Here is a 4476-nt window from a genome sequence, read left to right on the forward strand (position 1 = left end):
ATGCAGTCCAGCACGTCGGTGAGCGAGAGGGCCTACGACAAGTAGCCCGCATCGAGCACGGAGATCGCGGCGGGCACGTCGGCGAGCGAGTCCATCGAGATGCGTCGCCCGCGCTCCTCGCTCGCTTCCAGGAAGTAGGTCATCGCAGTCCGAAGCCCACCGCCATGGAGCGCAGCGCCAAGCTCCTCGACGCTCTTGCGAATGGACTGGTACTCTCCCAGCAGGCCATCCAGGAGGTCGCTGCTGACAGGTGCAAAGAAGGTTGCGCTCTCGTCGACCAACTCAGCTTCGGCGCGTTCGACGGCTTGTAGTTCTTGGGCGTTCAGGTTCATTGAAAACCAAGATACAGAACGGTTCGTGATTTCGTAAGTGCAAGTGCTGGTGTGAGGGCAAAAATCCGTCCTACGAAATGACTAGATGTGCGACTACTGGGGTGGGTGAACAAGTGTCCATGCTGGCTTCGGAGCGCCTTTGCTCCGATGTACTAAAGAGGCAGTCACATGGCAGACCAACAAGCCCAGAACCCCAACCAGACCGGCAATCAGCCGTCCAATCCCGGTCAGCAGCAGCAAGACCCAGGAAAGCAACAGCCCGGACAGGGCAGTCCGAGCAATCCGGGGCAACAGCAGCAAGATCCTGGCAAGCAGCAGCCTGGACAACAGCCCGGTCAAGGCACCCCTAAGCAGCCCGGGCAAAACCCTTAAGGGTACGGCCGCCCTCCCGACGAAGTGGCGGGTGGTGCCTACAGCGTCCAGGTGAATGCGTGATTCCCGGGATGCCGCATCGGCCGTAGCCACCGGCTCTCTTTGAGCCGGCGCACGTAAGCGGCGCCGTCCTCGTGGGGCTGGCGCCGTGGGGCGCCCAGGGCGGCCAGCCGCTCCATCGCGTAGCGCTCGCCGATCTCGGAGTTGCGCACCTTCGAGAGCAGCCGATCTGCAAGACTGGCACCATTGGGTGCGAGCCAGAGAGTTCGTGCGCTCGACAGGCCGCGATATGCGGCGTTGGTGGCGTTGTAGATCGTGCCCACGTGGCCACGCTTCACAAGCTCGCCCGCTTCATCACGCCGCTCGATCGGGTCCGAGTAGGCGACCACGCCGCGCACGGCCGGCAGGGCCTGGCGCAGCAGCTTCTTCATGCGAGCAAGGGCCCAGGACTCAGCATTGGCGGCGAGCTCTTCCGCGAGCACGAATCTCCCCAGCTCGACACCGGCCGCTGGCGCGAGGTCCTGGAAGTAGGCGKGGATCACCTTCTGGTTCATCGGAACGCTGAACACGCCAACACCGGCGAGGCGGGCCTTTTGGAACGGCTCCTTGATGAACACGCCGGCGCGGAAGCGCGCCGCGGGATAGCTGCCCGAATAGTGCATCGACTCGACGAAGGCTTTCGCTTCGCGCTCTTCGATCGGCTCGACGCTCGCACGATTGGGGTCGAAGATCTCGCCGGCGGGTCGGTAGCTTGCGCGGCGGTGGTGCCAGCGCTGGCAGTGGAGCTCGAGCTGACTTGGATGTTGGGTTGGAAGAACTTTGATACCGGTTGTCATGCAACCAAGATACCGGGTGCATCGCGATCGCGTAAGGTCTCCGACACACAATTGCAGCTGCTGCGGCGTCCTCGGATCTACACCGCCAGCTCTAGGTCAAATTCCTTGTTCTCGTGATGGTCGGCGCCCCTTGCCGGCACGCTGCCCGGCCACGTCGCTCAGCCGTTAAGCTGAGTGCCTGTTGAGTCACACGAGAACGAAGGAAGCCCCACCATGACCATGGCAATGGACGCCAGCAAGTACGACCAACTTTGCGCGCGTGTGCGAGCGGAAACCCAGGCCAGCGCAGTCGTGCTGATTGTCGTCGGCGGGCCGAGCGGCAGCGGCTATTCGATTCAAGCTCTGGAGACGCTCACGGAGAACAGTGAGTTTCCCCGCGAAGTTCCGCGCCTACTGCGCGAAATGGCCGACCACTTGGAAGGCGGGAACGACGTGCCCACGGGACGCCCGCACTGACGGCTCATGGATTGGGTGCTCTACCGTCTRCTCGGCTCCGCTGGGCCGAGAGGCTCCCCGCAAGCCCGCGTCCGTCAAGCGGCCAGGCGAGGTACGAGCCCATATCCACAGCGCGAAAGGGTGCAAAAGCCCGCTGGATTTGAGAACTATTCGTTATCGCGCCGAGCCGCGTCGCGAAGAGTCTGAGCCGCGCGGTCAAAGAACGCTGCGACCAAGAGCTTTCCGCTTTTACCGCGGGCAAACTCGTTGACGATGTCCTCGAGCGCGATCAACTGCTGGTCGCGATTCTCAAACGTTGCATCCGGCGCCCCAGTTTGCCATGTGGGAAGAGTGATCGACAACGTGGGTCCGGTGCCATCCCTCCAGGGATCGAGCAAGGCAACGTTTAGTACGAGGGGGGTTCGGAGGTTGGAATAAGACGCGGCCATGTTGGCAATAGTACGGTGGGGAACTCGCGCAGCAACGCCTCCAGGTGAGGCAGGAAGCGGAATTCGGTGCCGTCGTTGGGCAGGGTTCCTTCGCCTTCCGTGAACCGGCTATTTCGGGCCGGGAATGAGCCCGTATTGGCAGACTCGTTCATCTGTCGCTAGCGAAAGGCAATTGGGATTAAGCTAAGACCCCCCAAATTAAACGAGCAAACTCACTCATGACTCAGACCTATTCCCAGATTCAGAAATCCATCGCGAAGCTCCAAAAGGAGTCCGATGCACTTCGCACGAAAGAACTGGGCGGCGTCATCGATCGCATCAAAGTGGCGATCGCGCACTACGGCCTGACAGCGGAACAACTCGGCCTGGCCGGCGGTCCCGCCCGCGGGAAGGCCTCGGGCAAGAGCAAGGTCAAGGCGAAAGCGTTCGGCAAGGCCTCATCCAGCGCGAAGTACAGCAATGGCAACGGGCAGGCCTGGTCGGGCCGGGGTCCGCGCCCGCGATGGTTGCGTGAAGCGATCGCCGGCGGAGCTTCGCTGGAGTCGTTCCTCGCGGCGCCAGGTGCGGCCGCCGTCCCGGCCGGAGAATCTGCTGCGCCAGTGAAGGCCAAGGGCGCCAAGGCAGCAAAGCGGGCCAAGTCAAAGCGCCGGCCATCGACAGTGCTGTTTCAGGATGGCGCCGGCAATTCGTGGACTGGTCGTGGTCCGCAGCCGCGCTGGCTCAAGGAGGCGCTCGCCGGCGGGAAGACGCTGGAAGATATGAAGGGCTGAGTGTGCACGCCGCGTCGGGGGATTGACCGACCGGCAGAACACGGCAGAGCCTTTGGGCGATCTCCCAACCCACCGGATTGCCGTGGCGTCTACCGCAGTAGCCGCGCAATGTGGCCAGCGTAGACCGCGACCACCTTCCAGTAGAAAGCCATCGGGGCCTTCGAGAACCGCCACGAGTGCTGCGCCTTGGCCTGTGCACTGGCGCGGATGTCGAGCAGCAGGGCGCGAAGGTGCTTGCGGGTGTCCTCGGGCAGCGCTTGAATCTCGCGGGCGGCCGGCAGCTCGATCAACGGGTTGCGCACAGATGCCCGAAGCGAGCGCGGCACGTCAGAGTGGGTGGTCGTGCTCATGTTCTTGTTCAGGTAGGGCCGCAGCTCTCGCCGAACGCCCCGGCTGGAAGCTTCCAATCGGCGACAACGATCGGCGCGTTGAAGGTCGTTGACATCGCGCGTTCGACCCAGAGGCCGTTCGCCGCGGCGTAGGGCGTTCCCAAATCGGCCAACGGGCCTACGGCGAGCTTGCGATGGATCGTCACGCCGAAGTCATGCTCGTAGCAGGCGATCTTGGCGAAGCCGGCCGGGGCGATCTTTCGATTCGTTGCCCACTGATCTTTCGAGCCGAAGATACAAAACTGGCATGAAACGCGTCCGTATCCTAATTCGTATGCGGGGTGAACCTGCAGGCGGTGCCGTTCAATGATCTCCCAGACTCGCTTCTCGGACCAGCCATGAACGGCGCGCCAGTGGTCGATGTGACGCGCGCTCTTTCCGTTGCGGCTGTCCGTGCGGTGCGTCTCGAAGGTGGCATAGCGCGCACGCGAGCTGGACTCCTCGGCTCGCTCGCCGGTCACCACCAGCGTGCGCTGATGTCGAAACTTCGGGTCATTGCGCAGGTACGACGCACCTACGTCGATCTTGGCGGCCGAGCTGCACCACCTCGTTGCCAGAGAGGCGCTTTGCTGAGGGAACTTGCGCCGCGTGCCGAGCGGCCCGTTTACGCCGCCGACTTCGATTCGCTGGCCCTCCTTGTAGAACACCACCGGCGCAGTTCGCGTCTCTGCGCGGGTCATCTCGCGTTCGATGCCGCCTTCGCGCCAGGAGGTCACGAACTCCATCCCCAGGTGGCCCGCGACGGCCTGGCCATAGGCAAGGGTCACCGGCCAGTCCATCAGACCCTCACCAGCTTGCGGATCGCCGTCGACGTTGTGATGGTGCAGTTCGATCTTGCTCGCCGGCACTCCCAGCTCCAGCAGATGAAGCACGGCGGCCAGGCTGTCCTTGCC

At 63.3% G+C, this 4476-nt stretch carries 7 protein-coding genes; 2 read left to right on the forward strand and 5 right to left on the reverse strand.

Translation table 11 applies throughout. The annotated features are described in order from the left end of the window. Positions 1-32: 32 nt before the first annotated feature. The gene (locus tag AC1DY5_RS43260; protein WP_478120573.1) at positions 33-332 is read right to left on the reverse strand and encodes a hypothetical protein; all 300 of its coding nucleotides are present in this window, start codon (positions 330-332) and stop codon (positions 33-35) included. A 410-nt stretch (positions 333-742) separates the two neighbouring features. Continuing rightward, entirely contained in the window at positions 743-1540 is a 798-nt protein-coding gene (locus AC1DY5_RS43265) for a Mom family adenine methylcarbamoylation protein (RefSeq protein WP_478120574.1), read from the reverse strand. Between the two features lie 213 nt (positions 1541-1753). Between AC1DY5_RS43265 and AC1DY5_RS43270 the strand changes: the two genes are divergently transcribed. Continuing rightward, positions 1754-1996, forward strand: a complete 243-nt coding sequence (locus tag AC1DY5_RS43270; RefSeq protein WP_478120575.1) for a hypothetical protein — start codon at positions 1754-1756, stop codon at positions 1994-1996. Positions 1997-2142: 146 nt separating this feature from the next. On the opposite strand, the gene AC1DY5_RS43275 is transcribed toward AC1DY5_RS43270, so the two are convergent. Continuing rightward, complete coding sequence (locus AC1DY5_RS43275; RefSeq protein WP_478120576.1) at positions 2143-2337, reverse strand: hypothetical protein; 195 nt, start codon at positions 2335-2337, stop codon at positions 2143-2145. A 305-nt stretch (positions 2338-2642) separates the two neighbouring features. On the opposite strand from AC1DY5_RS43275, the gene AC1DY5_RS43280 reads away from it, so the two are divergent. Continuing rightward, positions 2643-3194, forward strand: coding sequence for an H-NS family nucleoid-associated regulatory protein (locus tag AC1DY5_RS43280; RefSeq protein ID WP_478120577.1), 552 nt, complete (start codon positions 2643-2645; stop codon positions 3192-3194). Between the two features lie 89 nt (positions 3195-3283). On the opposite strand, the gene AC1DY5_RS43285 is transcribed toward AC1DY5_RS43280, so the two are convergent. Further along, a complete protein-coding gene (locus tag AC1DY5_RS43285) occupies positions 3284-3544 on the reverse strand; it encodes a hypothetical protein (protein ID WP_478120578.1) in 261 nt (86 codons plus the stop codon). A gap of 8 nt (positions 3545-3552) precedes the next feature. Beyond that, positions 3553-4476, reverse strand: a 924-nt coding sequence (locus AC1DY5_RS43290) for a phosphoadenosine phosphosulfate reductase domain-containing protein (RefSeq protein ID WP_478120579.1), incomplete at its 5' end; no start/stop codon positions are given.

The sequence above is a fragment of the Variovorax sp. P4_D9 genome (assembly GCF_056401695.1).